At 44.5% G+C, this 24793-nt stretch carries 22 protein-coding genes; 10 read left to right on the top strand and 12 right to left on the bottom strand.

Annotation, left to right across the window (positions count from 1 at the left end; genetic code table 11):
* Window positions 1-405 precede the first annotated feature (405 nt).
* The gene (locus PN836_RS11680) at window positions 406-1314 is read left to right on the top strand and encodes a Fic family protein (protein WP_395338504.1); all 909 of its coding nucleotides are present in this window, start codon (window positions 406-408) and stop codon (window positions 1312-1314) included.
* Window positions 1315-1396: 82 nt separating this feature from the next.
* Here the strand turns inward: PN836_RS11680 and PN836_RS11675 are convergent, their stop codons facing one another.
* The 3 genes from PN836_RS11675 to PN836_RS11665 all read right to left on the bottom strand — a co-directional run bounded on the left by PN836_RS11675 (window position 1397) and on the right by PN836_RS11665 (window position 4627).
* On the bottom strand, window positions 1397-1531 hold the full coding sequence (locus tag PN836_RS11675) for a hypothetical protein (protein ID WP_395338502.1): 135 nt from the start codon (window positions 1529-1531) through the stop codon (window positions 1397-1399).
* Window positions 1532-1615: 84 nt separating this feature from the next.
* Complete coding sequence (locus PN836_RS11670) at window positions 1616-2710, bottom strand: Fic family protein (protein ID WP_395338500.1); 1095 nt, start codon at window positions 2708-2710, stop codon at window positions 1616-1618.
* 798 nt (window positions 2711-3508) lie between these two features.
* Window positions 3509-4627, bottom strand: a complete 1119-nt coding sequence (locus PN836_RS11665; protein ID WP_395338498.1) for a zinc-binding dehydrogenase — start codon at window positions 4625-4627, stop codon at window positions 3509-3511.
* A 269-nt stretch (window positions 4628-4896) separates the two neighbouring features.
* Between PN836_RS11665 and PN836_RS11660 the strand changes: the two genes are divergently transcribed.
* A complete protein-coding gene (locus tag PN836_RS11660; protein ID WP_395338496.1) occupies window positions 4897-7374 on the top strand; it encodes a M1 family metallopeptidase in 2478 nt (825 codons plus the stop codon).
* Window positions 7367-7891, top strand: a complete 525-nt coding sequence (locus tag PN836_RS11655; protein WP_395338494.1) for a DUF6702 family protein — start codon at window positions 7367-7369, stop codon at window positions 7889-7891. Before PN836_RS11660 ends, PN836_RS11655 begins: the two co-directional genes overlap by 8 nt.
* A gap of 41 nt (window positions 7892-7932) precedes the next feature.
* Here PN836_RS11655 and rlmF read toward each other — a convergent pair whose 3' ends face one another.
* Genes rlmF through PN836_RS11640 form a run of 3 tightly spaced genes read right to left on the bottom strand, consistent with a single transcriptional unit; the run spans window position 7933 to window position 10784 of the window.
* Window positions 7933-8838: a 23S rRNA (adenine(1618)-N(6))-methyltransferase RlmF gene (rlmF, locus tag PN836_RS11650; RefSeq protein WP_395338492.1), complete on the bottom strand. Its 906-nt coding sequence runs from the start codon at window positions 8836-8838 to the stop codon at window positions 7933-7935.
* Entirely contained in the window at window positions 8839-10080 is a 1242-nt protein-coding gene (locus PN836_RS11645) for an ABC transporter permease (protein WP_395338490.1), read from the bottom strand.
* A complete protein-coding gene (locus tag PN836_RS11640; RefSeq protein WP_395338489.1) occupies window positions 10077-10784 on the bottom strand; it encodes an ABC transporter ATP-binding protein in 708 nt (235 codons plus the stop codon). Before PN836_RS11640 ends, PN836_RS11645 begins: the two co-directional genes overlap by 4 nt.
* A gap of 132 nt (window positions 10785-10916) precedes the next feature.
* On the opposite strand from PN836_RS11640, the gene PN836_RS11635 reads away from it, so the two are divergent.
* The 3 genes from PN836_RS11635 to PN836_RS11625 all read left to right on the top strand — a co-directional run bounded on the left by PN836_RS11635 (window position 10917) and on the right by PN836_RS11625 (window position 12788).
* Window positions 10917-11561 carry a DUF3299 domain-containing protein gene (locus PN836_RS11635; protein ID WP_395338487.1) on the top strand — a complete coding sequence of 215 codons (645 nt, stop codon included), beginning with the start codon at window positions 10917-10919 and terminating at the stop codon, window positions 11559-11561.
* Window positions 11562-11564: 3 nt separating this feature from the next.
* Window positions 11565-12053 carry a hypothetical protein gene (locus tag PN836_RS11630; protein ID WP_395338485.1) on the top strand — a complete coding sequence of 163 codons (489 nt, stop codon included), beginning with the start codon at window positions 11565-11567 and terminating at the stop codon, window positions 12051-12053.
* 66 nt (window positions 12054-12119) lie between these two features.
* Window positions 12120-12788, top strand: a complete 669-nt coding sequence (locus PN836_RS11625) for a DUF3299 domain-containing protein (RefSeq protein WP_395338483.1) — start codon at window positions 12120-12122, stop codon at window positions 12786-12788.
* A 157-nt stretch (window positions 12789-12945) separates the two neighbouring features.
* Here PN836_RS11625 and PN836_RS11620 read toward each other — a convergent pair whose 3' ends face one another.
* Both PN836_RS11620 and PN836_RS11615 read right to left on the bottom strand, forming a co-directional pair.
* Window positions 12946-13359, bottom strand: a complete 414-nt coding sequence (locus PN836_RS11620; RefSeq protein WP_395338481.1) for a MerC domain-containing protein — start codon at window positions 13357-13359, stop codon at window positions 12946-12948.
* Window positions 13360-13416: 57 nt separating this feature from the next.
* A complete protein-coding gene (locus PN836_RS11615) occupies window positions 13417-14025 on the bottom strand; it encodes a ZrgA family zinc uptake protein (RefSeq protein WP_395338479.1) in 609 nt (202 codons plus the stop codon).
* Window positions 14026-14313: 288 nt separating this feature from the next.
* On the opposite strand from PN836_RS11615, the gene PN836_RS11610 reads away from it, so the two are divergent.
* Both PN836_RS11610 and PN836_RS11605 read left to right on the top strand, forming a co-directional pair.
* Complete coding sequence (locus PN836_RS11610) at window positions 14314-16047, top strand: HAD family acid phosphatase (RefSeq protein ID WP_395338478.1); 1734 nt, start codon at window positions 14314-14316, stop codon at window positions 16045-16047.
* Window positions 16048-16304: 257 nt separating this feature from the next.
* Window positions 16305-16814, top strand: a complete 510-nt coding sequence (locus PN836_RS11605; protein WP_395338476.1) for a phosphoribosyl-AMP cyclohydrolase — start codon at window positions 16305-16307, stop codon at window positions 16812-16814.
* Between the two features lie 126 nt (window positions 16815-16940).
* Here the strand turns inward: PN836_RS11605 and PN836_RS11600 are convergent, their stop codons facing one another.
* The 4 genes from PN836_RS11600 to PN836_RS11585 all read right to left on the bottom strand — a co-directional run bounded on the left by PN836_RS11600 (window position 16941) and on the right by PN836_RS11585 (window position 20435).
* Entirely contained in the window at window positions 16941-17342 is a 402-nt protein-coding gene (locus tag PN836_RS11600) for a MerC domain-containing protein (RefSeq protein ID WP_395345617.1), read from the bottom strand.
* A 171-nt stretch (window positions 17343-17513) separates the two neighbouring features.
* A complete protein-coding gene (gene istB / locus PN836_RS11595) occupies window positions 17514-18260 on the bottom strand; it encodes an IS21-like element helper ATPase IstB (RefSeq protein ID WP_395338475.1) in 747 nt (248 codons plus the stop codon).
* 9 nt (window positions 18261-18269) lie between these two features.
* Window positions 18270-19808, bottom strand: coding sequence for an IS21 family transposase (gene istA, locus PN836_RS11590; RefSeq protein WP_395338473.1), 1539 nt, complete (start codon window positions 19806-19808; stop codon window positions 18270-18272).
* A 105-nt stretch (window positions 19809-19913) separates the two neighbouring features.
* The gene (locus PN836_RS11585; RefSeq protein WP_395338472.1) at window positions 19914-20435 is read right to left on the bottom strand and encodes a Fur family transcriptional regulator; all 522 of its coding nucleotides are present in this window, start codon (window positions 20433-20435) and stop codon (window positions 19914-19916) included.
* Window positions 20436-20643: 208 nt separating this feature from the next.
* On the opposite strand from PN836_RS11585, the gene PN836_RS11580 reads away from it, so the two are divergent.
* A complete protein-coding gene (locus tag PN836_RS11580; RefSeq protein ID WP_395338470.1) occupies window positions 20644-23259 on the top strand; it encodes a TonB-dependent receptor in 2616 nt (871 codons plus the stop codon).
* Window positions 23260-23308: 49 nt separating this feature from the next.
* Window positions 23309-24691 carry a 5-methyltetrahydrofolate--homocysteine methyltransferase gene (locus PN836_RS11575; RefSeq protein ID WP_395338468.1) on the top strand — a complete coding sequence of 461 codons (1383 nt, stop codon included), beginning with the start codon at window positions 23309-23311 and terminating at the stop codon, window positions 24689-24691.
* Window positions 24692-24793 lie beyond the last annotated feature (102 nt).

The following is a 24793-nucleotide window of genomic DNA, read 5'->3' as shown; positions in this document are numbered from 1 at the left end:
AAATCGGTGATCGTTTCAAATCGAAATCAATGATCGGATTGAAACGAAATGATGGATCGATTTCGACCGAAACATGCATTAACTGGCGCGTTAACGATAGAAGTGTATTTTTTGTCAAGATCTTTAGTTTCATATGTTGAACCACGAAAGCCTGCTCCTTCAACAATATTCAAGTTTGAATATTATTTCGATCTTTAATTTATGAAGATTTGAAAAGTTAGCCGCACGCAATCAAATTGCTTCGGACTTTTCCTAAGGCCTAGATGCTCGATCGTCGATTGTTGCTAGGCTGAAAGTAATTTCATTTCGAACTATATTGCGCAATTACATCAACCCCCATTTACGATCACGCCTGACATATTAAACTTAGTCGCTGAAATCAGTGAGCAGGTGGGCAGATTGGATGTGAGTGCGTTAAATAGCTCACCAAAATTGCGCAAGCAAAACAGAATCAAAACCATTAAAGGCACTTTGGCAATTGAAGGAAATACCTTAAGCGAGGATCAAATTACAGCAATTGTTGACGGGCACCGTGTGCTGGGGAGTGTGCGCGAGTTGAATGAAGTTCAAGGCGCAATTGCGGCTTATGATTCCCTTACGGATTTTGCACCTGACAAAATAAGCCATTTACTCAATGCACATAGCTTAATGATGCGCGATATTTTAACAAACCCAGGAGTTTTTCGTAGCAAGGCAGTAGGAATTCAAAAAGGTAAAATAGTGCATCATGTCGCTCCGCCAGCGCTTCAGGTGTCAGGGTTGATGGCTGAATTAACAAGTTGGCTAGCGCAAGCAAAAGATCACCCCCTAATCACCAGCAGTGTGTTTCATTATGAGTTTGAATTCATTCATCCATTCAGTGATGGCAATGGTCGAATGGGGCGATTGTGGCAAACCTTAATTTTGTCTAAGTGGCATCCCTTATTTTTGTCATTGCCTTTAGAAAGCATTATCAAGGACAATCAAAAGCAATATTATCAGGTGCTTGAAGATGCTGATCAGCGTGCCGGCAGTACTCCATTCATTCACTTTATGCTATCTGTTATCGCGCAGACTTTGGCGCAAAACGTCCCTCTAAACGCCCCTGAAAACGCCCCTGAAAACGCCCTTGTAAATGTTGAAAACTTGAAAACACCAGAAGCTATTTTGGTGTTGCTGACGTCTAAACCTGAAATGACTCGCCAAGTACTTGCCGATAGAATTGGAAAAGATCTTCGCACAATAGGGCGTGCGATTGCCAAGTTACAAAATGAAGGTAAATTGCAACGTGTTGGATCTACCAAATCAGGCTACTGGGTAGTTCGAAATGTATAGGCAAAGGTGTGTTAAAAGACTAAAAAAGTTAGCCAAGACAATCACAGAAAACGTTACGCTAATTCGACTGGACGAGCCGTCATCAAGAAACAGCTCCTCTCACCATAGGCAAAAACCGCCGACTCACCGGAATTTGCTCATTATTACTTAAAGTGAGAAACCCGCCTCCAGGCGCAGTCTCTGCATTTGATGCGGCATTGGTGTTTAAACTTATCAAGTGAGCCAAATTAACAACGAATGAACGATGTACTTTTAAGAATGTAGATGGAAGCTCACTTTTCTTATACGCAGCTCAGGTTAACTAGGGCGGATATATAAACAAGTCAAACAGGGGTTGGTTAATATAAAAGTTATGCTTACCGAATTTAGCCTTGTATAAAAAACCTTTCTCCACCAGCATTTCGAGATATTTGGTGGCGGTGATTCGCGATACGTTGAGATCTTGCATTACAAATTCAATTTTTGTGTACGGATGATTGAACATGTTATTTATGAGTTCTTGGCGATAGATTTTGGGCAACTCTTTTCGAACACGATGTTTGTAGTCTTGCATCATCACTTTAATTTGTTTTATCAGCCTTATTGTTTTTTGGGCTGTCTCTACTACTCCTTCCAGCATGTATAACAGCCATGACTCCCAGTCATTCGTTTCTCTTACATTTTGAAGCTGTCGATAATATTCTGCTTTGTTCTGAATGATGTAGCGACTAAGGTAAAGTATTGGGAGATCGAGTAAATCCTGTGCCACCAAATAAAGAACGTTGATAATTCTTCCTGTACGACCATTTCCGTCGTAGAAAGGGTGAATACTCTCAAACTGATGGTGGATTATTGCCATTTTTACAAGCGGATCTGCATCACACATTTCGCTGTTATTAATATATTCAACTAGGTTTGCCATGAGTTGCTCTGCATCTTTGGCATTTTGTGGTGGTATATAAACCACTTCACCGGTTTTCACATTTTTCAAACCCGTTCCAGGTAGGCGGCGCAATCCAGCATTGTTTTTCTCGAGTTTTTCTTGCACAGCTAATATGTCAGCTAAACGGATGATTTTGCTGACCCTTACTTTTGCAAATCCGTGTTTTAAAGCAGTTGAATAATCTTGCACTTCTTTTGCTGCGTGACTAATGCTCGACTCTGCAAGTATTCCGGCTTTGTAGAGTTCATCATGAGTCGTAATTATGTTTTCTACTGCCGATGAATCTTTTGCTTCTTGTAGGGTTAGCATATTAATGAGAATGGCTTCATTTGGTATGGTGGCAGATACTCCTTTAAGCTCAGCCAGGTAGCGATGTGCCTCGCTAGCTTTTTTTAGGACCTTACGCGTCTCATATCTTTCGATATTCTCTAGTGGTAGCAATGGCAGAGAAAGAGGATAACTATGTTTTATCATTTAGGCTTTTTGCTAGTTTCTATATATGAATCATACAATATGTATAATAAATCTAAAAATCTATACATATATTGCTTATCATGTATAAAAAATGCTTTTTTGCTGACGATGGCAAACGCATCCATGCTAGTTGGATTATGTGCTTGGACGCACTGGAGCACTCTAGTAGTTTGCGGCAACTGGTTCTGTGCGGGAACTACACATCAGCAATATCAAGTCACAATATCTATTGGTTTAACGGTTTTAAACGTAAAAGAGCCTTTCCAAACTGGGTTGGAACGGGCTGATAGACAGTTGTACATCGCTAAAGCGAATGGGCGAAATGGATACTCCAGCGATACCGCTTGAAATACGCAGAAGACATCAACGATGTCTCTGCAAGATAATTTTGAAGTACACCTGCGGTTTATCGACGAAGCTCAATCGTCACTTCTGTCACATTATAAAGGCGGACTCGAAGATCTTGATGTATATAATTAGTCGTTGCAAATGCCGCATATAATTCTGATACTTTGACGGTGTAGAAAAAAAGACAAGGGTCTTGTTGCCAACAGAAGATTGAAAGTTAAAAGGGTTCTTTTTAAACTTTTTGTAAGTTACTTACAGTGCCACAGAGTTATTTTTCTGCGGTAGTTCTTCCACTGTGCCCAATGACTCTTGTAAGCGCATAGAGATCGTGTAAAAACACAGTGTGTAAAAACTAAGAAAGTTACCGAAGGCAAACACAGAAAACATCACGCTAATTAGATAGGCTGAGCCGCCACAAAGATCTAGTTAAACACTTCTCAGATAATCCTATTACTTGTGAGGATCAACTAAAAATTTCTCACCCGTCTTTTTAGCGTTGTATTGAGCAATTTTGTCGGGTGAGAGCACTTCCTCTAAGCTTAGTACTTCAGTGAAATCGCTTTTAAAGGTGGTGTCGATTTCATCTGCTACTCGCTTATGCAGCGCTAACACCTCTTGTGTTGATAATTTTGCAAGAAAGCGCATGAGCAACCAACCCCCAATGCCCCACGTCATGCCGTAAGCGCGGTTTAAAATAGTCGGACTAAAATCTAAACCACCATAAATGTATGCCTGTTTGTTTGCTTCGGAGCCATAGGTATTAAAGCCTTTGGTATCTTTGCTGCCAACCATTTCCATTGCCGTTAATATGTCGCTCACCAGCTCTCCGCCACCGATAGCGTCAAACGCAAGTGTTGCGCCCGTCTCTTCAATGGCGTGATACAAGTCTTTCTTGAAGGTGTCGCTGGAAGAGTTGCAAATATGCTTTGCACCTAAAGCGGCAAGCATATCGGCTTGCTCTTGCTTGCGAACAATATTCACTAGCGACACGCCCTCTGCAATACATATTTTATTGAGCATAATGCCCAGATTAGATGCAGCCGCCGTGTGAACGAGTGCACTGTGACCTTCCATGCGCATCGTTGCAACCATGCCTAGGGCAGTGAGTGGATTCACAAAAGAAGAAGCGGCTGCTTTTGCACTAGTGCCTTCATTGTGCAGCAGGCAAGCTTGAATGGGTACACAAACATATTCGGCGTAACATGCGCCTGATAACACTGCAACGGTCTTGCCTACTAAGGCCTGAGCGGCGTCACTCTCGCCCGCCGCAATTACAGTACCGGCGCCTTCGTTACCTATTGGCAGGCTCATATCTAAGCGAGATTTAATGCGTGGCAACAGCCCTTTGTGCACAGGCGCGCTAAGCGTCATCGTCTCTTTATTGTAAGATGCTTCGTTCAGATTTGCAGGGCCAAACATAGGATACATGTCAGACGGGTTGATAGGGGAGGCCTCAATTTTCACAATGACTTCGTGTGCTTTTGGCTGCGGTAGCTCTGCCGATTTAATGCTTATTTCTAACATACCTTGAGAGCTTATTTTGGTGAATAATTGTTTAGAATGTGTCATCGCGCTGGGCCTGTTATGAGTTTTATTTCGCAAAAATTAACACGGTGTGAGCAAGCATACGAATATTTCATATTGATATACCGCGCTAAACGATGCCTATTGAAAAACTCATATTCAACAAAATGATACGTTATAACACTATTTGCTTGTTACTCAATCGCTTTCGTTTTACAGTATTTTTATCGATTTTTTGACGATGCGTGTCATAATCTCGCTTCCGCATTATCGCGTTGACCTTATTTCACACACCAACCTTTACAAGGCTCTATATGCAATTCCCATTTCAAAAAATATCGGTGTCACTCATCGTATTAAGCACCGTTTTTTTGTCGCTCGCGTTTTTACCTTCCACTAAGGCTGCTATTAAACAGACAAAAGGCGATTATGAAGACAAATTTCGTCAGTTAGACGAAGTGCTACCAACGCCAAATGTCTACCGAAATGCGGCAGGTGAGCCAGGGCATCAGTATTGGCAACAGCAGGTGGATTATGTCATCGACGTTACTTTAGATGAAGAAAAACGCCGATTGGATGCAAGCCAAGAAATTACCTATACAAACAATTCTCCCGACACCTTAAAGTATTTGTGGGTGCAGCTTGACCAAAACAAATTTCGCGAAGATTCCATGTCAGCGCTCACTACCACCTTTGGTGGCATCGGCAATCGTGGTCCTGCAACGCAAGGTGCAAGCGGCGATTCGCCTGCGCAAATGAGCATTGCAGCCTTGCGCCGAGCGCAGTTTGTTGAAGATAATGAACTTGGTTACGAAATCAAAAAAGTAGCAGACTCTCAAAATAACCCGCTTAGTTACGTAATTGTCGGCACGCTACTGCGCGTGGATTTACCTACCCATCTAAAGCCAAGCGAATCAATCGATTTTAGCATTGACTTTGGCTTTAACATTGTTGAAGAGGATGCCGTCTCTGCGCGAGCAGGCTACGAGCACTTTCCGGAAGATGAACGTGAAGGCGGCAATGATATTTTTTTGCTGGCCCAATGGTTCCCGCGTCTGGCTGCTTATACAGATTATGAAGCATGGACAAACAAAGAATTTATTGGTCGCGGCGAGTTTACCTTAGAGTTTGGCAACTACGATGTAAGCATCACCGTGCCTGCTGACCACATTGTATCGTCTACCGGCGAGTTGCAAAATCCACGAGACGTATTATCACGCGAACAGCGCAATCGCTTGGACAAAGCCAAAGACGCTGAACGCATTGTTTTTATCGTAACGGAAGAAGAAGCCTTAGAGAACGAAAAGGAAGGCACCAGCGAGCAAAAAACATGGCGTTTTAAAGCGGATAATGTGCGCGATTTTGCATGGGCATCGTCACGTAAATTTATGTGGGATGCGCGTGGCTATCAGCAAGGGGGGGATGTTCAAGCGCTCGTGATGGCCATGAGTTTTTACCCCAAAGAAGGTGGCGATTTATGGAAGAAGTATTCCACCGAATCCATTATTCACACCATGGAAGTCTATTCGCGTTTTTCTTTTGATTACCCCTACCCTACAGCCCAATCGGTCAATGGGCCAGTAGGCGGCATGGAATACCCTATGATCACCTTCAATGGGCCGCGAACCACTTTACAAGATGATGGCTCACGCACCTACTCTCAAGCTGAAAAGCGCTTTTTAATCGGCGTGGTTATTCATGAAATTGGTCACATCTATTTCCCCATGATCGTGAATTCTGATGAGCGTCAATGGACATGGATGGACGAAGGTTTAAACAGCTTTTTAGATGGCGTAGCCGGGCGCGAGTGGGATCCTTCTATTCCTTGGGGCGTTGAGCCAAGCGACATTACCTATTATATGAAGTCGGCCACTCAGGTGCCGATTATGACGCAATCGGATTCAGTCTTGCGTTTAGGCCCAAATGCCTACACTAAGCCAGCTGCGGCATTGAATATTTTGCGCGAAACAATCATGGGGCGTGAACTCTTTGATTTTGCATTTAGAGAATACGCTCAGCGCTGGAAGTACAAACGCCCAACACCAGCAGATTTTTTCCGCACCATGGAAGAGGCAAGTGGCGTGGATTTAGACTGGTTTTGGCGCGGTTGGTTTTATTCGACCGATCATGTCGATATTTCATTAGACAGGGTATACAAGCTCCGTCTTGATACAGAAAACCCAGATATTGATTTTGAACGAGATCGCCAGATTGAGGCCGACAAGCCCTTGTCACTCACCGTTGAGCGAAATCGTGAAGAAGGCAAGCAGCTATGGGTAGAGCGCTTTGAAGATATCACCGATTTCTATGATGAAAACGACCGCTTTACCGTCACCAACAAAGAGCGCAATGACTATCAATCGTTTTTAAGCAGTATGGAGCCTTGGGAGCGCAAAGCGTTTGAACGCGCAGTGGAAGAAGATAAGAACTATTACGTCATGGACTTCTCTAACATAGGTGGCTTGGTTATGCCCATTATTTTGGAATTAACTTACGCGGATGACAGTACTGAAATGCTGCGCATCCCTGCCGAAATTTGGCGCCGCTCTCCAAAAGCGGTAAGCAAGCTAATTGTGACGGATAAAGACAAAGAGCTGGTGTCGGTAGTGCTTGACCCGCGATGGGAAACCGCAGATGTAGATATTGAAAATAACCATTATCCACGGCGCATAATCCCCTCTAGAATTGAAGCCTACAAGCGTAAACCACGTCCGGGCAAGGTAAATCGAGACATTATGCAAGACATTAAAACTGAATTAAAAACAGAAGATGAAACAAAAGACGATGATTAGAAAAAATGTCATCCGCGCTGTTGCGATGACATTCGCACTAGCGCTGACCCAATGCTTGCTGCTGTCAACCATAGGCCATGCCCATCAGCAAAAAGCAGCCATTACTACTATTTTGTTTAACGAGCGCACCAGCAACATTGAAGTCATGCATCGCTTTATCCTGCATGATGCTGAACATGCGGTTAAGCGTTTGTTTAGCGCACATGCTGATATTTATCGCTCAATTGCTACCCAGCAACAGTTTATGGACTATGTAATTGAGCGCTTTTCGCTGACCGACAGTGCAGGAAACGACATCGCCCTTGAAGCAGTGGGCTTTGAAGTGGATGGCAAGCATATGTGGGTATACCAAGAGGCACCCCAGCCTGAAACGCTCGACGGATTGCGAGTAGAGCATAATGCTTTGCGCGAGATCTGGCCCAAGCAAACCAATACTGTAAACATTGAAGGAAAAGGCGAAATACAAACCTTGAGTTTCTCGGCCAATGACAATGCGCAAACGGTGGTGTTTGATTAAATGCATGTTTAAAACTTTAAGCGCGAGTCTTTTTAGAGGCCTTAGTAACGCCATGCAATAAAACGGCTAGTTTTATTGCCCTGTTGCATGGTGACCGTTTTGTGTTCCTTCGCTTGCTGGATATCAATTAGTTTTGTTAAAGGGTCAAGGTTTGCTCGCTTAGAAATTAAGCAAGTAAACCAACCAACTTGCTTTGCAAAAGAAGCGCTTTCTCTAATCATATTAGAAACAAATCCTAGCTCGCCGCCTTTGCACCACAGTTCATTGCTTTGACCGCCAAAATTGAGCGCCGGAGCTTTGTCGAGCGAGCGGTTTTTTGTGTCCTTGCGCTTATTTTGATTATGTTTAAGACCTTTTAGTTTTCTGATATTTCCAGCAATCGCTTCTTGTTCACAGGAATGAAAAGGTGGGTTGCACATGCTAAAGTCGAAATATGTATCACCAACAATGCCTTCAAAAACCTTCGACTTATCATTTTGTAGCTTTACGCGAATTCGCTTATTCAAAGCAGAATTAGCTTTAACGATGGCCTTTGCCGATTTAAATGCGCCTTGTTCGATGTCGCTGGCAATAAACTTCCATCCGTAAACCTGCGCGCCAATAATCGGATAGATAAGGTTGGCGCCGGTGCCAATATCTAATCCTGTTATGTTTGTCTTGTCTTTAGTGCGATTGATACTGCAATCCAGTAAATCTGCAATATGATGAATATAATCTGCTCGGCCCGGCACGGCTGGACACAAGTAGGCTTCGGGTATGTCCCAAAAGTCCACCGCATAGTGGTGTTTAAGCAATGCAGCGTTTAAGTATTTCACCGCTTTAGGATCGGCAAAATCGATGCTGATCTTGCCTTTTGTGCTAGGGCGCAAAAATGACGCTAAGCTAGGGAATGTCTGACATAAGGCAGAGAAATCGTAACCCTGTTTGTGAATGTTCCGCAGATGCACTTATTTACCTGATAATTGCACGTGTAGCGCATTTTTATAGGCTTCAAACCCCGGAAACAGAGACACAATAAGCGTCGCGATGATGACTAATCCACTAAGACTCATAATTTCTACCGACAGTATTTGATGGCTTAAAAACAGCCCATATTCTGAGGCCAACCAGCCTTCCAAACTCATTAAGGCAAGTTTCAACCCACCTAACGCGACGGCAAGTGAGAAGCAAACCAGTATAAGCGCTTCTGCCAATATAAGCATTAAGATGGTTAACGGGCCAGCGCCTAACACTCGTAAAACGGCAATCTCTCCTTGTCTCTCATTCATTGACGCTAATAACATGGTCGCGAGCCCGAACAGGGACGAAATTAGCACCAAGGCAGCGATGGCTCTTAACAAATTCTCGACGGTCGACATTAATGTCCACAGCTCAGCCATTGCGACGCCGGGTAATACCGCCATTAACCGGTCGTCGGGATAGTTATTAAGGTCACGTTGTAGGGTGAAAGTGGCGAATTTACTCGTCAGTCCTAGCATAACGGAAGTGATATTTGCGGGTTGCAAAGAAGCACTTTCTGGATCATTTAAAACAGCCTGTAAGGCAGAAGGCGCGAGGTGAATGGCTTCTATCGCCTCTAGGCTGACGTGTACGGTTTTATCAACAGGTGTGCCGGTTGCAGCCAGTATCCCACTAATGGTAAATGGGGCTTGGTCGTGGTTGGTAAAGCTTGTGCTGCCAATACCGTGAGCTATCACTATCTCATCGCCAAGTTTATAACCGAGCTGTTTTGCAACATCTGCACCTAACACTGCCTCAAACATACCGTTAAATGCCTTGCCATCAGTAAATGCTAGGTTTTGTTTGTTTCCATATTTGTAATGCGCAAAGTAAGCGTCATTTGTGCCCATTACCCGAAAGCCACGATGCGAATCACCTAAAGAAATGGGTATCGCCCATTCAACTAGCTCGTGTTCTTCGAGCATTTTAAAACTCTCATATTGAATATTGTTAGTTGGGCTACCCATTCTAAATACTGAATACAGCAAGAGATTAAGCTGACCGCTTGGCGCGCCTACGATTAAATCGACACTGGATATAGTTCGATTGAAGCTCTCTTTGGCCTGCAGGCGAATATGCTCTACGCTAAGGAGTACAATGATACTGATACACAGCGACAAAAATGTTAGAACGACGGTTTTTTTGCGGCTTAGTAAGCTATTGAAAGCAACAGATAGTAGCGTTTTCATGCTGTCTCCATGCCATTTGTTGGATGTTTGGCAGCGTTTAGGTTCGCCAGATCTACTTTGCGTTCAAAATAATCACCAAGCGCAATATCGTGGCTGACAAAAATAAGCGTTGTGTTTGCTTCGTCGCATATTTCCATGAGTATTTTCATGAAGGCGTCGCGGGCTGAGGCGTCGAGGGCAGACGTGGGCTCGTCAACTAATAACATTTTGGGTTCGTTAATCAACGCTCGCGCAATGGCAACGCGCTGCTGCTGCCCAGTGCTCAACTGAGTCACTTGTTTATTTAATACCTCGGTGGGGAGTTTTAAGTGTTTGATCAGCTCTTTAGCGCGAGCTGTCACGTCTTTATTGCCGGTGGCGGCTTTCGCAAAAAAGGCGGCCAATTCGATATTTTTCGCAACACTTAAATAGGGAATGAGATTAAATCGTTGAAATACAACGCCGATATTTTTTGCTCGAAAGGCATCTCGTTTTCGGTTAGACAATTCGTTTATTGCCTCCCCAAACAGCTTAATACGCCCCTGAGATGGCACCATGATGCCGCATAAAAGATTAAGAAGTGTTGTTTTACCCGAGCCTGAGTCGCCATACAAAAACACGCGCTCTGCGGGTAGAAGCTGCCATGATTTAACAGACAACACGCTATCGCCGTTTTTTGAATAAGCGAAGTTTACATCCTCTATGCTTAAAGCAGGTTCAGACATTCAATGTACTCCATTTGTAGCCTGTAGTTTATTACTCAAAAGACGGTTTTCGTGATCTCTTATTTAGCCTTGAGCTTATCTATTCTTTCAAGACGCGATGTTATATCATTGACCAGTGACTGACACAACAAGATGACGGTCGCAGAACGCATTAACAATAGCCAATGGGATTTGGGTGTAGGCAAAGTGAAAACGCAACAAACGACAAAACAATCAATTACGCTCTTCGCATGTTTTATGCTCCTTATGTGCGCGCTCTGGCTTGGTAAAATCGCCCACGCCGAAAGTGCCTACACCGAAATAGAGTGGACGCAGCTTATGCCAGCTGACGATCTCGAAGCTTTACTCAACCCTCCCGACTTTTTAGCCGACATTGAAGACGGCGCCAGCAATGATAATTTGGATACCTTGAGCGCCCTGAGCGAAACCGACGAAACTGCCAAGCGTTTCGAACAAGCTCTAAATTCGTCTAGGGTGATTGAAGCCTTCGACCAAGCCCGAATACGACTTCCGGGTTTTATCGTGCCTTTGGAGTCTGATGAACAGCAGCGCGTGACGGAGTTTTTTATTGTGCCGTACTTCGGCGCTTGCTTGCATTTGCCGCCGCCACCGCCGAATCAAATTATATACAGCGAGAATAAAGACGGTATTGTGTTAGAAAGTTTGCAAGAACCTTTTTGGTTTGAAGGGACTCTTATCATTGATAGTACCGACAATGCTCTTGGAAGCTCGGCATACACCTTACGTTTAGACAAATCATATCCCTATGAGGGTTAAACTATGAAATCATCAAATACGACAACCATATGCGCGAGTGTTCTTGCGATAACAGCCATGTCGAGTCTCTCGTTTTCAAGCACCGCTTGCGACTATCACGGGGATATGGGCGGGTTTGGTGCATTTGGCGGCATGGGCGGATTTGGTCAAGCGCACCCTTTAATGCAACGTCATATTCAAGCTTCTAGCCCAAAACAGCTTAAACTTGAGCACCCACGTACGGTGGTTGCGAAAGTCGATACAAACCAAAGTATCGATATTAATTACCATTTACCCACGCAATACAAAAACGCGTCCTTGCGTTTTACGAATAGCGACGGTCTTGCGCTAAGCACCGATGAAGAAGTGTCAATTGATAAACTCAATGGTAAGTACACGCTTGATTTTGTAGCGAAAAAGCCCGGAACAAACCATATCTTAGTGTGGGTTGATGCAATGAAAGAGTCATTACCTTATTCCAAAGTACAGCGCATTAGCGTAACGGTGGATTAGGGTCTTTGTTGGTTCAGATATCATAGAAACCGCAAGGTAAAGTATCGCGACAAAGTGACGTAATTGATGAAAGATACTCATAAGCTCCTCGCCGCGTTTGTTGCATGCATACTTCTGGGAGTGGGCATTGGACTCATTTACGTCAAATATCAAAATACCTTAGCACAATGGTTTTTACCTAAGCCACATGTTTATGAAACGAGCGATAGTGCTCTAGCCAGTCGTCTTGAAACAAACAGGCCAGTCGACGTACAGTGGTCACAACTACTTCCCGCTAACGAAAAGTCTGTGTTAGAAAAGTACCAACAAAAACAAGCCAGCACTCCCACCGAATTTGCAGACAATATCTTACTCTCATTAGAAGCGACATCGGATGATGATTACAGCGCAGCGATGGTTTCAACCAATAGCGTGGATACCTTCGACAATCAGAGCGTTTCGATTGCAGGGTTTATTGTGCCAATAGATTACAATAAAGACAAAAGTCTTAGTAACATTTTTATTGTGCCGTACTTTGGCGCGTGCCTGCATTTCCCGCCGCCTCCGCCCAATCAGATTATTTTTTCACAACTGGGCCAAGGCTTTAGCGATTTTGAAATCACTCAAGCATATCGATTAAATGGAGTGCTGCGCAGAGGTTTATTTGAAGATCCGTTAGGCACTTCAGCCTATATCTTAGACGTAGTATCTATTGAACCGTATTATGAGGATCCTGACGACTTTCGTCAGCATTGACGCGTATCTATGCGTGAGTGCTTCAATGTCTATGCTTTCTAATTGAGGGCTTGCGCTCATATTATCATTACCGTGCTTGCGTTTTAGCTTATTACTCCCATATGAGAAACGCATCTTTAGAAGGCCTCCAATGGGCTTGACCATTACTTAAGTCTATTTATTTACTATGCTCAGCGCCCGCTGGACAGGGCTTGGTTTGTCTTAATCTGAAATTGCGAAGATGTCCAAAAGCGATCAGGGCTGAACCAAATAAGGTGGCGATTACTTCGCCTTTTTCCCCAAATATGTAATGTCCAAATATGGCGGTTCCAATTAATATCAGCATGCCAATAGCACTTACCAAAAACACACTAGTGCGTCGGTGATGAAGGTAACCTGAGAGTATGGCAAACAAACTAATAGGGATAACAGCAAACGCAACCCATATATGAAAACTCTCATCATCAAAGGCGAGGAAGCCCGATACCGACGGCAATATAATTAAAATTAAGGGTAAAGCAATGCAGTGCAACACGCATACAAACGACAGTGCTATTGCCGTTTTATCACCCGCATCGATGAGTTTATTCACTAACTCTTTCTCCAGTTTTTATGTCAAATTTAAAGCGATTGCCTGATGTATACAGCGTTATTGGTTAAAATTAACGAGATTAGATGAAGGCTGTAATACACTTGCACCTTGTCCATCATTGATTATCCACTGCGTGTTGAGCTTGCTTAGGGTGTCCGCCCAACTTAACAGTGTCACTTCCATTTGCTCGGGAGACACCTCGCAGCTAAATTGATAGGTAATGATAATATCCATATGAGCATGCTCACCATGATTGTGGTCATGGTCATGAGAGTCACCGTGTTTATGCTCATCATCATGAGCGTGTTCATGCTCTTTTGAGTGACTGTGATTGCTGGTACTTATTTGTTCACCGGGTTTGAAATCGTCAAGAGAGTGGGACATTGATGTCAATTGGCAAGATTCAGGAAGCTGAATAATGTCGCGCACGCCTTCCACTTTTTCAACGACTAGATTGAGTGTTTCTTTTTGCTGCTCTGTTTCTGGCGCATGCTCAAATCCAAGCATGTCGGCTGCTGGTAATACAAATTCGAACTGCCAGTCTTGTTGTTGCTGTGCAATAAGCAATTGACCTTCGCCATGCACGTGCTTTTGTGCACTTGCACTGTGGCAAACCAGTAAACTTAGTGCAGATAACGAAGCAATATGAGAAATCGATTTAGACATTGTTTCCTCTTAACTGAGTCTGACGACCATAGTATTGTTTTGTATAAAAGCTTAAAACACTACATGTGCACTTTCGATACAATATAACATAGCATTAAGTTTAAACAGAATGAAAATTAAAAATAATGCGTTTGTTAACATGTACGATATGCGTTTTAGCTTTTACTAATCAATTATTGTGATGATGAGCGTTAATTTTTCCGCTAGCGCCATCTTTCATTAGTGTCACAATGTATAAATAATAAAGGGTCACAATAGATCAATAATATTCAAAAAGGCGTGAGTTAAATGAGTGCAAGTTCAAATGCAATAATAAGTAACACTTCCAAACGACCTAACACAGTCAAAAAAGCGTTAATACGCACTTCACAAGTAGCGTTGGTAGGCATGGCGGCATTCTCTTTGATGGCCTGTGCAACTAACCACGACCTCGATGCGACCGCGCATGATGCACAACTTCAGCCAGTCAACGTACTATCTATTACAAAAGCTTCAGCACTGCGCGTAGCGACATGGAACGTAGAGCATCTAGCCTATCCTATAGACACCGGTTGCAAACCTCGGACTAAAGATGAAATTGACGCTATGCGTGCTTACATTGAGCGAGTCGATGCGGATATTTATGCCCTTCAAGAGGTGGGTTCTGAACGCGCTGTGCGAATGTTGTTTCCGCAAGACCAATGGCAAGTCTTTATGTCGCCCCGCCAAGACAGCGAGCCCTACACCTGCCGACGCTCAGGCAGAACATCCACTCAGCAAAAATTAGCCTATGCCGTGCGCAATGAGCTAGGCGTGAATAGCATTCAAGGCATTGATGCTTTCGGTCTAGACATGCCGGGTTTGCGTTATGGCCTGGAAATGAACGTTTCCACGGCTTTCGGTGACATCTCTATTTTGAATGTGCATATGAAAAGTGGATGCTTTGTTGACAATTACAGTCGTTCTGACCGAGAAGACTGTGCAGTATTTGCTAAGCAAACACCCGTTTTAGATGGATGGATTGAGGGCAAAGAGCGTGAAAATTCTCCGTATTTATTATTGGGCGATTTTAATCATCGTTTAAGCGCACCCTACAACCACTTAACTCAACAGCTGTTTACGAATACTGACGGTTCAGCATCTAGCTTGGTTAATACCACGGCTGATTTAATCGGTTGCCACCCATACTATCCTGCGCCAATTGATTTGGTCTTTGTAGGAGAAATGCCAGTCAGTGCTTTGACATTTAAGAGCCAAGCGCATGATTTTGACAATATGGAAGTGGACGAGATGCTTAGCGATCACTGTGCAGTATCCTTAGACATTTCGTCATCAATCAAGCCATTAAGTAATGCCGTAAAATGGCAAACATCAAGCAAAGAATATCGCTTTTTAACTCGCGCAGTGTATCAACAAGCGCAAATGATGATTGAGCAAGGTTCCACGCCTGCGGATAATTGGGTGGTCGTGATGGATGTTGATGAAACCATCCTCGATAATAGTCCATATCAGGTCATTCTGGATGAAAATGGGCTGAGCTATTCGCCAGACACATGGGCACAGTGGGTGAAGGACGAATCGGCAGAACTCGTTCCTGGTGCACAAAGCTTCATGCAATCGGTGCTAGATAATGGCGGTAAACTTGCGCTAATTACCAACCGCGATAAAAGTCTGGACGCCCATACTTGGGCCAATTTAACCGCGCTCGGCTTGCCCATCAACGCCGAAAACACATGCTTACTTGGCCGCTCGCAAGCAGACAAGAGCGCAATGGATGGCTTATCAATTTATCAAGACAAGATTATCAACGACAAGGATTTACGACGGCAACAAGTCCAAGCGGGTAGGGCCGATTGCTATAGAGAAGATGGCAATCCAATATCAGCTGCTTGGCGCATAAATCAGCAGATTATTATGGAAGTAGGCGATAATATTGAGGACTTCAGCGGTATCACGCAAGAAGATGCTGACCCAGATGAGCTTGTACAACAATGGCCGTCGAGATTTATTTTGCTACCCAATCCTATGTATGGCTCTTGGTAGCAAACGCCCTCAAGGCGTAAACCCTACCTAATGCGCTACACCGCGGCGGGGAGAAGCACAGATTGAGCAAAACGCATATTAGATGCGTCAATGCCAGTTAAAAGTGATTTTGGAGGTTTCGACGCTTCATGATGCGCTGAATACCACATCCTCAGAAAAATTCATGACCAAATGCTCGGTTCTTTCTTTCAATTCTTGTAATCCATATGTTGAAAATATTTGTAATAGTATATCATTACAACAACAGAGGTCTAAAAATGAAAAAAGTACTTGCTACAGCAATTGGGTTATCGTTATTTTCTGCAACTGTAAGCGCAGCAGCTATCACTACGAAGGAAGTTGAAGCGGCTCAACAGGCATGGGGTAATGGCATCGTTACTATTGGCGCAGCTGAAGACCCGCGTGCAGCGGCGATTGCTCATATCGACAAGTTCTATAACTTTGGCGAAGGTACGGTTTTATTCAAGCCGACCCTAGCGTCTGTGGACCAATTCCGTGGTACGCACAAAGAAGCGCTTTCATACTTCATTGGACAAGACATGGAAGAAGATGGTGGTTTTGCACTAGCACCATACACTAATGTCCGCTGGGAAAACGAAGGCATCATTACTGACGGTGACTCAGCTATGTCTATGGGTAACTATTACTTTACCAAAACCGACGGCGACGTCGTAAAAGTTGAGTACAGCTTTGGCTATGTAAAGGATGACGAAGGCAATGTAAAAATCAATCTTCACCACTCTTCGCTACCTTTCAATCCGGAGTAATAACCTGACCTATGGAGCATTGATGCAGTCGATGCTCTGCTCGTGAAATGTAACGTGTGACATTCCTTACGAGAGGTGACGAAGGCCCTAATTTTTTTGGGGCCTTTTTTAATTTATAAAGTAAAATTAACTTTGCTGGGGGGATATGCCACGGTCATTATGTATGCGCAGCTTAAGGTTTAGTACATGCCCAAAGGCAACTAACCCCGATCCGATTAACGTGAGTATTGTTTCTCCGGTCCCTGCAAATAGATCATGCCCAAATATCAAAGCAGCAATAAGGGTAAGAACCCCTGTGAAACTGATGATTAAGGCCTTGACTTTCTCGTGCCTGCGATAGCCTGAAATGATGGTAACAGCACTAATGGGAATAACAAAAAACAATAAAATAAGATGAATTATTTCTAAATCGAATGTAATGCTTGCTGCAATCGCAGGGATCGCAAGCAATAATAAAGGTGTGGCGATGCAGTGCAAAGCACATAAGAAGGATAAGACAATGGCGGTTTTATCGCCAATATCAATCATGTTCTTCAAAGTTGTTTTCCTTTCCTAAAGCGCGAGATGCGCACTCACAAGACTGGCATATTGCTCTCAATTCAATTTTTGAGTCTACCACTTGCGTATTCCGGTAAAAACAGTCAGTCATTTCGGTTTTATCCGATCGCTTCATAACCTTCTTTTCTCTCAACTCTCTTTTTACGCTAACTGATCGGATTGGTCTAGTTTTCTCATTGACTCACCCGCTAATTCTATGCGGTGACTATTGTGTAATAATCGGTCTAGCAGAGCGTCGGCTACCGTTGGGTTTGTGATGAGCTTGTACCACTCGGTTACCGGTATTTGACTAGCGATAATAGTGCTGGCATTTTGGTATCGGTCTTCCATGACATCTAGTAAGTCGTTAGCTTGCCTAGCGTTAAGTTTTTCCATGCCCCAGTCGTCTAAGATTAAGAGCTTTTTCTTTGCAATTTGCGCCAGTTGTTGACGATAGCTGCCATCGGCATGACCGATATTTAGCTCGTCGAGTAACTGTCCTAATCGGTAGTATTTCACCGTGTGATGTTGCTCACAGGCCTGCTGTCCGAGAGCACAGCTAAGGTAAGTCTTGCCGCAGCCGGTTGCGCCGGTAATGATAATATTATGGGCGTAGTGTAGGTATTGCCCGCTCAGTAAGGTCGCCATTTTGTCTTTGCGGATACCGCGGGCCGCGCGGTAATCAATATGACTGGCATGCGCATCTAAGCGCATCTGCGCTTGGCGAGTTAACCGTTTTATTTTGGTATTTTGCCGACACAGTATTTCATGCTGAGCTAATAAGCCTAATCGGGCTTCGAAGCTCATGTCTTCATACGTGTTGGCCTGCGCTTGCTGCTGCTCCAGCGCTTGACCGAAGTGGCCAAGGCGCAGTGAGCGCAACTGCTCTTGCAATGCTTGTGAGTTCATGGGTTTTCCTTATTGGTAGTAATGTTGTCCACGGATATTGTGGTGCGTGACGGGAGTGTCGTCTTGCTCGGTAAGTGGATTGGCAGTCTCTTTATGGTTATTCAGTAAGTTCACCACCACGGTGCGATGTGGCCGTTCAAGTAGCAGCGCTTTTTGACAAGCTGCTTCCAATCTAGCACTGCCATATTGTTTAGATAAATGCAGGATGGCTAAGCAACTTTTAATCGATTGCTCAGGATGCTTGCGACTTTGGATATGCCACTGAACTACCTCACGTGCACCCACGCCTATGTTTTCAGCCCAGCTTAATAAGCGCTCTGGGCCGAAGCGCTGTTTCACATGGCTATGCGGCATATGCTCTTTGAGCGTGGTGAAGCCGCCATCTTTGTGCGTGCGGGTATGCTGAGCGACTAATTGATTGTGATGGTAAATACATACGGTGTTAGCACTGGCTTCGAGGGTGACGGTATCGCCGACTAGGGCATTAGGCACAGAGTAAGCATGCTTTTCATATAGTATGTGATAATCAGGGCCAACCTTGGCTCGTTTGCTATCGATGTACTCATAGGCATAAGTGGGTAAGCTACCAAGAGCCGGTTTATCTAGTAGGTCAAACTGCTGTTTGCGAGAGCCTGGATACATGCGCTGCTGTCGATGATTTAAATCCTCCATCAACACTTTGATTTTGGCATTTAAGTCCGACAGCGTATAAAACATATAATGGCGCAAGCGCATTAATATCCAGCGCTCTACTATGAGCACTGCATTCTCCGCTTTGGATTTATCTTTAGGCTTGTAGGGCCTCGCGGGCATGATGGCTGTGCCATAATGTCTGGCCATCTTGGCATAATTCTCATTAAGCGTGGGCGCATAAGGATGGGTTTTGGTTACTGCTGATTTAAGATTGTCAGGCACCAACAAGCGTGGCACGCCGCCGATGTAATTAAACGCACGTACGTGCGCCATTATCCAGTCTTCTTGCTTTTGTGAACGACCAGCTTCGACATAGGTGTAATTCGATGCCCCTAGCGTGGCAACAAATATCTGGGCGTGGTACCTAATCTCGCCGGTATCTGGGCTGATGATAGGTACCGTTGGCCCGCAGTAGTCAATAAAGAGCTTATCGCCTGCAATATGATGCTGGCGCATGCTGCGCTTTTGCTTTTTCAACCACAGTTGGTAGTGTTCGCAGTATTGCGTGTAGCCGTAGGCAGTAGCGGCGTCTTCTTCGCAATATTCTTGCCACAGCAATAGCTTAGTCATACCTTTGCGAGCAAGCTCTGCCTTCATTTTTATGAAATCGGGCAGACGTTTATTGCGTTTGGACGAAGCCTTACCAACATAGAGTTTACCTTCAAGTGCTGTATCGTTAAAGCCTTCAGGCAAAGGCCACGTTAGCTCGCTCGATTTAAATCGAGTCAGCACTTCACTGACGGTAGCAGGGCCTAAGCTCAGGCACTTACCAATATCTCGATTGCTTAATCCTACCTCGAATTTGAGGCGCAGGACGTCTTTTACTTTTCTCATTTCCGTTCTCTTTCTAGGCATGGCGGCGCATTTCCTTAACAATGACGTTAGGGCTTAGCTTACCAATTGATTTAACTAGAAAAAGAAGGTTTTTTCGGTATTCCGATCACTCGTTTCGGAAAATGGTCAATATCGATCGGATAAAACCGAAATAGGCGATCGCTTTAAACCGAAATCAGTGAGCGGATTGAACCGAAATGGTCGATCGATTTCGACCGAAACATGCACCACTCTAAAGCTTGATTTGTCTGCTATTTGCTGCATGTTTTGAGTGAGTGCATTTGAGAGTGGGATTTCATGCACATTGTTGCAATGAATACACACCGCGAATACTGGAACATTTTCTTCGTCTTGGGTGTTTGGTGTTAGTCCGCTCTGACGTCGGCGAACAATAAATTTGTTAACAGTGTCAAGTCGGTAAGCCATACGCAACTCAATGAAGAACTCCAGGATTCGATAGACCGACGTTGCTATTATTCGTTTATCAAAGCGTTTGTTATACAAGCGAGTAAGCTCATAAGCTGACAATGGTTGTTTAGCATTTATCAACAAATCTAAGACTTGTTTTCGCTGAATGGTTAATCGTATATTGTTTCGCGCGCAAAGACTTTGTAACTGTTCGAGTGCGCTGTCCATGTTTGTCTTCATCAAATTTCCAAGCCCCGGATCTTTCATTCGAGGGATATTTTAGACCGCTTTAGAATTTGCTCTTTGGCAACTGCAAATTAATTCTCCCATGTCCCTTCCAATAAAAATGACACAATTACCTATTGATTTTTAGTTATAGTATAACATAACATGAAAAAGTAAATCATTTGCTGCAATCACGCTTGCATGTCATTTTAAGGAAAAATCAATGAAGAAACGTTCGAAGTTAGCGCTCCTGATTTGCGCCAGCTTGTCAGGCAGTGTACTGGCGCAAACTGTAGAAGGTCTCGTGTCAGGCGCGGATGGAATGCCAATTGCCAACGCTCACGTCGAGATTCATGGCTTAGCGCTGAATGTGCGTACCGATAATAATGGGCGTTTTGCGTTTGAAGATGTGAATGTTGACACTGCTGAAATTCACGTCAGTGCCAAAGGTTTTGCGCATTTGCACGAAGATTTTTCTGTTCCTGCTAGTGGATTGAATAATCTGAATTTAGTGCTTGCACGATCTCCCATTGAAGTAATCGACATCGTTTCAACGCCTTTGCATATGTCGGCAATGGAATCTTCCATACCCATTAGTGTGTTGTCCGGTGAGCGATTGCGCCGTGAGCAGCGCGCTACCCTTGGCGATACCCTTGAAAGACTGGCAGGTGTGCACACTAACTTTCACGCAAAAGTGGCGAGCACGCCAATTATTAGAGGCTTAAGCGGTCCTCGCGTTTTGATTGCACAAAACGGATTGGATGTAAGCGATGTGTCAAGGGTTGGTCCAGATCATGCGGTAGCAACAGAAGCCGCAACGGCAGAGCAGATTGAGGTACTACGCGGACCGGCGACGCTTTTTTACGGCAGTGGTGCGATTGGTGGTGTGGTTAATGTCGTGGATAACCGTGTGCCAACCACCAACGAAACAAGCGGTGAGTTCTTGCTTGAAACGAGCACGGTGGACGACCAAAAACTCGCATCATTTAATGTCACCACTGGCATTAACAACTTTGCGTTCTATGCTGACGGATTCTATCGCGATTCTAACGATTATGATGTTCCTGTAATAGCGGATATCGAAGATGAGCTAATGCATGGTGATCATGATTCTGAAGATGATCACGATCATGATCACGACTCTAAACACCAACATTCGAATGAATTCACCGTAGGCAACAGCGCGGAAGAGTCCTATGGTTTTACCTTTGGTGGTAGCTACTTATTGGACAATGGTTTTGTGGGTATGTCGTTCGAACGGTTTAATCGTGAATATGGTATTCCCGGTCATTCGCACGGCGATGAGGGACATGCTGGGCACGACCATGATCACGATGACGAGCACGGAGGCGATGAACACGATAGTGAGATGCATTCGGACGATGTCTTTGCCGACTTAACGCAAAGTCGTATGCAGCTGATCAGCGAGCTAGAGTTTGAAAATGCGTTTATCAGCGAAGTCAACTTGCGCGCAGGATACACCGATTATGAACACGCCGAGATTGAACATGGTTCAGTCGGAACTGTATTTGCCAATGAGACTTATGAGCTGCGTTTTGATGCACTTCATCGCCCAATTGCTGATTGGCGCGGCGGCTTGTCGCTTCATTATAAACACACCGATATTGAGGCGCAAGGCAGTGAAGCCTTTACCCCACCCTCCACTATGGAAATGTTTGCCCTTGCGCTCATGGAAGAGCGCCATTTTGGAGATGTACTGGTGCAATTGGGCGCGCGTATTGAGCGTGTTACCTTGCAAGCGGATACTTTGCGCTTGCCTACTATTGAAGCGCACCGTCATGATGAGCATAGTGATGACGATCACGATCACGATCACGATCACGATCATGACCATGGAAGTGAGCTCGAGATAACCCGCGTATTTACCGCGGATCATGAGTTTACGCCGGTAACTTTATCCGCAGGCGCGGTGTGGGATTTTACGCCAGGATACAACCTTGGTATCTCGGTTTCTCGTTCTGAGCGCGCACCATCGGCTTCTGAGCTTCTGTCTTTTGGTCCGCATATTGGTACGAGGACTTTCGAAATTGGTGCCTTGTTTGCCCTTAATGAACACGAAGATGGACATTCACAAGACGGTCATAATCATGGTGAAGAGCCCGCAATTGGCCTTACTAGCGAAGTTATTGACCTTGAAACATCTAACAACATCGACTTGACCTTCAGGAAAACCCAAGGGTATGTCGCCTTCATTTTCAATGCATTTTATAACGACATTGACAATTACTATTATCAAGTAAATACCGGTTTATTTGCAGATGACGGGCACAACCATGGTGATGAAGGTCATGATGATCACGGACATGACGATCATGGCTCTCACGATGACCACGATCACGGTAGCGATGAACACGATCACTCCGGCGAACTACCGGTATTCTTGTTCAAAACTGATGATGTGATCTTGCACGGTTTTGAAGCCCAAGTTGCATGGCAAGTCAGCAGCGAATTCAAAGCTACCGTGTTTTCGGATTTTGTAAGAGCACGGCTGAAAGATGGCGGTGATTTACCAAGAACACCGCCCCTGCGCTTTGGTACACAGTGGACCTACCAAACTGAGCGCATCAACGCTCATGTAGATATCACCCGCTATGAAGATCAAGACAGGATTGCAGAGTTTGAGACTCAAACCAACGGTTACACGCTAATTGATGCCAGCATCTCCTACGATTTACCTGTGCTGAACGACAACATTGCACTTTATGTGCGCGGTGAAAACCTCACCGATACTGAAGCAAGAGTACACAGCTCATTTCTGAAAAACATTGCGCCACGACCAGGCCGAAACTTTAGCATCGGCCTTCGTGGAAATTTTTAATCGCAAGCAGCTTTTTAGCAGACTCAAATTTAAAGAAAGGAATATATTAATGAAACATCTGAATTCACTAGGCATCCTTACAATTGCCGTAAGTGCTGCGTTTTTGACTGGCTGTGGCGATGCAGAAACGACCATAATAGAACGTGACCCGATTGTTGAAGAGCCCCCAAGCGATGGCGGTAGCGGCAGTGGCAATCCACCGGGTGGCGACTTTTTAATTGAAAGCATGGGACGCTTGGCCGTCACCTCAGCACAAAGTAATTCTATATCGTTAATAGACTTGGACGATGGTGCCGTGCTCGATAGTTTTACCTTAAGCCATGAAGGCTCTCGCTTATATGCATCAGGCTCGCATCGATATGCAGTGATCACGGCTCGAAGCAACGACATGGTTGAATTTATCGATGGTGGCTTATGGCGAGAAGACCATGTAGATCACCTTCATGATTATGAGCAAATGCCTCAAATGACCGACTATGTGCTCACTGGCTCTCGCCCCACTCACTTTGTAAACGAGCTGGGTCAATCGGCAATATTCTATGATGGTGACGCTGAGGCAGGAGTACCAGCTTCTGTGCAGGTGATCACTGATACTGACATTACCAATGAAAATAGCAATCCCGCCAGCCTAATGTATACCGTCAATATGCATGGCGTAGCCGAGCCTCGCGGAGAGTTCTTACTCTCGACTATTCGTCGAGACGACGTTGAAAGTACCTCTGGCAACACCATTTTGCCAGACCAAGTGGGTGTATTTCATTTGCATGACGGCGAGTTTGAATTAGAGCAAACCCTTGACGTAAATTGCCCAGACTTACATGGCGCAGCGCAAAATCACGACGCAGTGCTCTTTGGCTGTGGAGATGGCGTGCTGGTTGCTCATGAACACGATAATGCATTTGAAGCGAGTAAAATCGAAAACATTGATGCAATTGGCTCTGCTCGTGTTGGCTCAATTTATGGTCATCACGATGCAGAAGCGTTTATTGGAGTCGCAAGTAATCGCGCCACAGGTGAAGTCTTTGTGCTAAGCCTTGACGCTGAAGCGAACAGCATGGAAATGATTGATTGGCAGCCAGAAGATGGCGCTCGTCCTATTGCATATTCATTTACCTATGATGGTGAGCATGCCTTAATTCTAGACAGCTTAGGATTTTTAACCGTATTGTCAGGTCACGTGCATGCGGGTGTAAATGAGTTTGAATTTGAAGGGCGTATCGACATTAGCGAGCAAGACTTAAGCCTCATGCCTGAAGGGCAGAATTTTAGCATGACTGTGTCACAAAACGGTGGCTATGCTTTCGTGTCAGATCCAATTGCTCAACATGTTGTGATGGTGCACATTGAAGATAGAGAAATTGAAGGCGATTTTGAGTTAGACTTTGTTCCGGCGAGTTTAACGTGGTTGGGCATTGCCGAGCACGAGGACTGATGATAGCGACACCTTGCTCTCAGGCTTTTTATGTTTCCAATCTAGGATAATAAAAAACGAGAGAGCAAGCGTGCCCTTTTGTGGGCACTTTGATGAATCAAA

The organism is Ningiella algicola (assembly GCF_028401415.2).
GTDB lineage: Bacteria > Pseudomonadota > Gammaproteobacteria > Enterobacterales > Alteromonadaceae > Glaciecola.
Note: the sequence above shows the minus strand (reverse complement) of the source record. Positions and strands in the feature narration are given on the sequence as shown.

Excerpts from the sequence above, each read along its gene's own strand:
- PN836_RS11670 (WP_395338500.1), bottom strand. The coding sequence starts at position 2,710 with ATGATAAAACATAGTTATCCTCTTTCTCTGCCATTGCTACCACTAGAG.
- PN836_RS11665 (WP_395338498.1), bottom strand. The coding sequence starts at position 4,627 with ATGACACATTCTAAACAATTATTCACCAAAATAAGCTCTCAAGGTATG.
- PN836_RS11660 (WP_395338496.1), top strand. The coding sequence starts at position 4,897 with ATGCAATTCCCATTTCAAAAAATATCGGTGTCACTCATCGTATTAAGC.
- PN836_RS11655 (WP_395338494.1), top strand. The coding sequence starts at position 7,367 with ATGATTAGAAAAAATGTCATCCGCGCTGTTGCGATGACATTCGCACTA.
- PN836_RS11645 (WP_395338490.1), bottom strand. The coding sequence starts at position 10,080 with ATGAAAACGCTACTATCTGTTGCTTTCAATAGCTTACTAAGCCGCAAA.
- PN836_RS11640 (WP_395338489.1), bottom strand. The coding sequence starts at position 10,784 with ATGTCTGAACCTGCTTTAAGCATAGAGGATGTAAACTTCGCTTATTCA.
- PN836_RS11635 (WP_395338487.1), top strand. The coding sequence starts at position 10,917 with ATGACGGTCGCAGAACGCATTAACAATAGCCAATGGGATTTGGGTGTA.
- PN836_RS11630 (WP_395338485.1), top strand. The coding sequence starts at position 11,565 with ATGAAATCATCAAATACGACAACCATATGCGCGAGTGTTCTTGCGATA.
- PN836_RS11625 (WP_395338483.1), top strand. The coding sequence starts at position 12,120 with ATGAAAGATACTCATAAGCTCCTCGCCGCGTTTGTTGCATGCATACTT.
- PN836_RS11615 (WP_395338479.1), bottom strand. The coding sequence starts at position 14,025 with ATGTCTAAATCGATTTCTCATATTGCTTCGTTATCTGCACTAAGTTTA.
- PN836_RS11610 (WP_395338478.1), top strand. The coding sequence starts at position 14,314 with ATGAGTGCAAGTTCAAATGCAATAATAAGTAACACTTCCAAACGACCT.
- PN836_RS11605 (WP_395338476.1), top strand. The coding sequence starts at position 16,305 with ATGAAAAAAGTACTTGCTACAGCAATTGGGTTATCGTTATTTTCTGCA.
- PN836_RS11600 (WP_395345617.1), bottom strand. The coding sequence starts at position 17,342 with ATGATTGATATTGGCGATAAAACCGCCATTGTCTTATCCTTCTTATGT.
- istB (WP_395338475.1), bottom strand. The coding sequence starts at position 18,260 with ATGAACTCACAAGCATTGCAAGAGCAGTTGCGCTCACTGCGCCTTGGC.
- istA (WP_395338473.1), bottom strand. The coding sequence starts at position 19,808 with ATGCCTAGAAAGAGAACGGAAATGAGAAAAGTAAAAGACGTCCTGCGC.
- PN836_RS11585 (WP_395338472.1), bottom strand. The coding sequence starts at position 20,435 with ATGAAGACAAACATGGACAGCGCACTCGAACAGTTACAAAGTCTTTGC.
- PN836_RS11580 (WP_395338470.1), top strand. The coding sequence starts at position 20,644 with ATGAAGAAACGTTCGAAGTTAGCGCTCCTGATTTGCGCCAGCTTGTCA.
- PN836_RS11575 (WP_395338468.1), top strand. The coding sequence starts at position 23,309 with ATGAAACATCTGAATTCACTAGGCATCCTTACAATTGCCGTAAGTGCT.